General features: G+C 66.5%; 4 protein-coding genes. 2 read left to right on the top strand and 2 right to left on the bottom strand.

What is annotated here, in order from left to right:
* The coding region (locus AC1DYX_RS27510) for a nucleoside recognition domain-containing protein (protein ID WP_477264821.1) at positions 1 to 672 on the top strand (672 nt) is incomplete at its 5' end.
* Between the two features lie 2 nt (positions 673 to 674).
* Positions 675 to 935, top strand: coding sequence for a DUF6587 family protein (locus AC1DYX_RS27515; RefSeq protein ID WP_477264822.1), 261 nt, complete (start codon positions 675 to 677; stop codon positions 933 to 935).
* 128 nt (positions 936 to 1,063) lie between these two features.
* Here AC1DYX_RS27515 and AC1DYX_RS27520 read toward each other — a convergent pair whose 3' ends face one another.
* On the bottom strand, positions 1,064 to 3,007 hold the full coding sequence (locus AC1DYX_RS27520) for a CocE/NonD family hydrolase (RefSeq protein ID WP_477264825.1): 1,944 nt from the start codon (positions 3,005 to 3,007) through the stop codon (positions 1,064 to 1,066).
* Positions 3,008 to 3,149: 142 nt separating this feature from the next.
* Positions 3,150 to 5,054 (bottom strand): methyl-accepting chemotaxis protein, encoded by a 1,905-nt coding sequence (locus tag AC1DYX_RS27525; protein ID WP_477264827.1) that lies wholly within the window; start codon positions 5,052 to 5,054, stop codon positions 3,150 to 3,152.
* Positions 5,055 to 5,107: the final 53 nt, after the last annotated feature.

Here is a 5,107-nt window from a genome sequence, read left to right on the forward strand (position 1 = left end):
ATGGTGCTGTTCCTGCTGTACGCGGCCGGCATCGTCAGCGCGATGGCCGTCGCCTGGGTATTCAAGCGCACGATGGGCGCCAAGGGCCACCAGCCGCTGATGCTGGAACTGCCCGCATACCACTGGCCGCACCTGCACAACCTGGCGCTGGGCCTGTGGGAACGCGCACGCATCTTCATCACGCGCGTGGGCACCGTGATCCTGACCCTGATGGTGCTCGTGTGGTTCCTGTCCAGTTTCCCGGGCGCGCCGGAAGGCGCCACGCATCCGCCGATCTACTACAGCATCGCCGGCATGCTGGGCCGCGCGTTGTCCGTCGTGTTCGCGCCGATCGGCTTCGGCTGGCAGATCTGCATCGCGCTCGTGCCGGGCATGGCGGCGCGCGAAGTGGCCGTGGGCGCGCTCGGCACCGTGTACGCTTTGTCCGCCGGCGGCGAGGACGTGGCCAGCTCGCTGACGCCGATCATCGCGGCGTCGTGGGGCCTGCCGACGGCGCTGTCGCTGCTGGCGTGGTACGTGTTCGCGCCGCAGTGCCTGTCGACGTTGTCCGTCGTGCGCCGCGAGACCGGCAGCATGCGTTATTCGCTGCTGATGGCCGGCTACATGTTCGCGCTCGCGTACACGGCCTCGTTCCTGACCTTCCACATCGCACGTTCCGTGCTGGGGAGCTGAGCATGATCCAGACCCTGATCGTCGGTCTCATCGTCGCGGCGGCCGCGTTGTATGCGGCGGTCAAGTACCTGCCCAGGTCGTGGCGCGAGCGTCTCGTCCATCGACTGTCGGACGGTACCGGCAAGGGCCGGATCGTGCAATGGCTCGGCACCGATTCCAGCTGCGGCAGCGGGTGCGATACGTGCGGCACGTGCGAGACCACGCCGTTGCCGGAGCAGGATGCGAAGGGCCGCAAGGTCATCCAGGTCCACGTGCAGCGTTGACCAATTCGATCAACCGCTTCGCATCGAACGGCGCTCTCCACTTGCCGGCCGTGTCGGCGTACCACGCCGCATAGCTGGCGGGACGCTGCAGCGCGTGCGCTGCCGAACCGTCCCGCTTGTCGTCGCGCTTACTTTGCCGCCTGCACCACCGGCAATTCGATCGCGCTCTCCAGCCCCGGCGCGTGGTAGACGCGCTGCGTGGCCTTGCGATAATCGCCCGGCCTGGCAAGGAAGATGTTCGGCACGAAGGTCTGCGGATTGCGGTCGTACAGCGGGAACCAGCTGGACTGGATCTGCACCATGATGCGGTGGCCCGGCAGGAATACGTGGTCGACGTTGGGCAGCGCGAAGCGGAAGCGCTCGGCCTTGTTCGCGGGGAGTGCGGCCGGCTTGTCCAGGCCCTGGTAGTAGCGGCCGCGGAAGATGTCCATCGCGATCGGCAGCTCGTAGCCGCCCAGCTCGGGCTGTGCCGCGACTTCGTCCGGATACACGTCGATCAGCTTGACGACCCAGTCGCTGTCCGTGCCCGACGTCGATGCGTACAGGTCGGCCATCGGCTGGCCGGCCAGTTGCAGCGGGGCGGTGAGCGGGGCGCTCGTGTAGGTCAGCACGTCCGGGCGGTCCGAATAGCTGCGCTGGTCCGTCACGAGCCACGGCTTCCACACATTGCCGTCGCTCATGCGCACGGGACGCGGCACGAACGGCACCGGCTTGGCCGGGTCGGACACGTATTCGTCGAACGCGGCGGCCTTGTCGGCCTTGCCCGCCTTCGCATCGCTTTTCTCGAACGCGAGGCCGAAGCCCGATTTCAGGTACAGCGGCGTGGACGCCGGTACGAGCGGCCACTGCTCCAGCCGGCGCCAGCGGTTCACGCCCGTCTGGTACGACCACACGGGCGGCGTGTCGAACGCGGGTGCGCCATCCTTCAGGTACTGGTTGAAGAACGGGAGCATGACGTCGCGGCGGAATTGCTGCGCCGTGTCGCCCGTGAATTTCAAGTCGCCCAGGCTCGAGCCTTCGTAGTTGACGCCGCTGTGGCGCCACGGGCCGACGACGAGCGAATTCATCTTGTTCGTCTTGTCCTGCGGTTCGACGGCGGCATACGTCGCGTAGGCGCCGTAGATGTCTTCCTGGTCCCAGCGGCCGACGACGGTCATCAATGGTACCGTCAACGGGCGCTTCGCGAGGATCCTGTCGAGCGCCTGTTCCTGCCAGTAGTTGTCGTAGGCCGGATGCTCGAACAGTTTTTTCGTGAAGTTCAGCTGGTCCAGGCCGTAGAGGTGCGCAAAGTCGGACGTGGAGCCGGCGCGCAGGTAGGCCTCGTAGTCGTCGTGGATGCCCGTGACGATCTGTTCGCCTTCGCCACGCGCCGCGTTCTGGCTGGCGATGTAGGCGAGGTTCGGGTTGCGGAAGGCACCGTTATGGAACCAGTCGTCGCCGCGCCAGCCGTCGACCATGGGGCTCATCGGCACGGCCGCCTTCAGTGCCGGGTGCGGTTCGACGAGCGCCATCAGCACGGTGAACCCTTCGTAGGACGAGCCGACCATGCCGACCTTGCCGTTCGATTGCGCGATGTTCTTGATCAGCCAGTCGATCGTGTCGTACGCGTCCGTGCTGTGGTCGACGGACGTGTTGTTCAGCGGGCCGCGCACGGGGCGCGTCATCACGTAGTCGCCTTCCGAACCGTATTTGCCGCGCACGTCCTGGAACACGCGGATGTAGCCATTCTCGATGAAGGCGTCGTCGCCGTCGCCGAGGATGGATTCGATGTGCGGGCTCTTCATGCGGCCGGCGCGCTTCGTGGCGTTGTACGGGGTGCGCGTCAGCATGATCGGTGCCTTGCCGGCCATGACGCTCTGCGGGATCACGATCACGGTGTGCAGCTTGACGCCGTCGCGCATCGGGATCATGACCTCCTGCCTGACGTAGTCGGCGTTCGGGACCGTCGTCGCGAATTTATCGGACGGGATGTCCGGCGCCATCGGTGGCGTCTGGGCCTGCGCCGTAGTGGCGCAGACGGCGGCAAGAACGAGGGACAGGACGGACAGGGACGGCAGACGGTGACGCGGCATCGGGTAGGTCTCCACGGGACGGTTGAGTGAGCAACCTTGGGTAAAAGTTGCAGCGGAGCATATTACCGAAGCGTGGGAAAGTGTGCAAACGCGCCACGAAAATTCGGGGTCAGAGCGTGCTCTGACCCCGAATTGAGATGGATCAGGCGGTCAGGAGCTTGCGGCCTGCCGGTGCCGGGCCCGCGGCCAGCTTGAACGTGCTGACGACGACATCCAGCTCGCGCGCCTGTTCCTGCAGGGCGGCAGCGGCGGCAGCGGCTTCCTCGACGAGGGCCGCGTTCTGCTGGGTCGCGTCGTCCATCTGCGCGATCGCCTGGTTGACCTGGGCGATGCCCATGCTCTGTTCCTGGCTGGACGCGGCGATGTCGCGCATGAGGACTTCCGCGCGGCGCACGGAGGTGACGATCGTTTCCATCGCCTGGCCCGCGCCGTCGGCCAGCGTGCTGCCGGCGTCGACCTTGGCGACGGAATCCAGGATCAGCTGGCGGATCTCCTTCGACGCGGCGCTCGAGCGCTGGGCCAGSGTGCGCACCTCGCCGGCGACGACGGCAAAGCCGCGGCCCTGCTCGCCGGCACGGGCCGCTTCCACGGCCGCGTTCAGGGCCAGGATATTGGTCTGGAAGGCGATACCGTCGATCACGCCGATGATCTCGGACATCTTGCGCGAGCTTTCCGTGATGGCGCCCATCGTGCGCACCACCTCGGCCACGACGGCGCCGCCTTGTTCGGCCGACTGCGCCGTCTCGGCCACGAGGCGGTTCGCTTCCAGCGCGTGCTCGGCGTTGTGGCGCACGGTCGTCGTCAGTTCTTCCATCGCGGCCGCCGTCTCCTCGATGCTCGAGGCCTGGGCTTCCGTACGGGCCGACAGGTCCATGTTGCCGCGCGCGATCTCGTCGGTGGCGCCGGCGATCACGGTGCTGCTGTCGCGCACCTTGCCGATCGTGCCGCTGAGCGAGCCGACGAAGCGGTTGAACGCCAGTGCCAGCTTGCCGACTTCGTCCTCGCTGTCGGCGTGCATGCGGCGGCTGAGGTCGCCTTCACCGTCGGCGATCTCGCCCAGCATGCCGGCCGCGCCCATCACCGGGGCCGAGATGGCGCCCGCCACGAACCAGATCGCCGCCAGGCCGACGGCGCCGCCGACGAGGGCCGCGATCAGCGCGGACACCGCCGCCGTGCGGCCGATGTTGCCCAGCACTTCGTCTTGCGGCACTTCGGCCACGACGTACAGGTCCAGCTCCGGCACGTACGACGACGCGACGAACTGGCGGCCCGTCGGCGCATCGTAGCGGTTCGACGCAAACGCCTGCTTGCCCAGCAGCGAGCGCACCAGTTCGGGGGTGAAGCCGGGCTGGCCGGCGAGATTGTGCTTGCCGTCGAGCAGGTTGCGGTCGCGGTGGACCAGCAGCGCGCCCTCGTGGTTCACCAGGTAGACGTAACCGGATTTGCCGAGGCGGTAGTTTCGGATGCTGTCGGCAAGCGCTTCGGCGGAGAGGCCCAGGCCGGCGATCGCCAGCTTGCCGCCGGGCGTCTTGACGCGCGCGTCGATGAACAGCATGTAGACGCCCGTGGTGCCGTCCTTGTCCAGGTTGAGCGTGTAGGGCGCACTGCTATCGAGGAATTTCTTGAACCACGCATCCTTGTCGGACGTTTTGTCGATCGTGCGGTCGAGGCCCTTTTCGGTGAAGTATTTCGAGGTGCCGTCCGACACCCAGAACGCGGTGGCGGCCTTGTTCGCTGCCTGCAGGTGCCTGGCCTGCGCGGTCCAGGCCGCCAGGCCGTCGTCCGGGTTGCCGGCGTCTTCCCACGCCTGCAGGAACGTGTTGTTCGCCAGCGTCTGCGAGATCGCGGCGGGCTCCGCGATCTGGCGCTGGATATCGTTGCGGATGGCGGCGACCTGCGCCGGCAATTCGCTGCCGACGACGCGCTCGCGCATCTGCGAACTGGTCATCGAGATCGACAGGGTGGAAGAGATGGCAATGAATACAAGCAGGCACACACCCATGCTGAGCATGAGCTTGGCGCGGATGGCGAGATGACGAAACTTCATGGCGACTGTTTTGTGGAAATGGTTGTTGAGTTTAATTAGATGTGAAATAGATG

It is taken from the genome of Massilia sp. P2_C2, assembly GCF_056404615.1.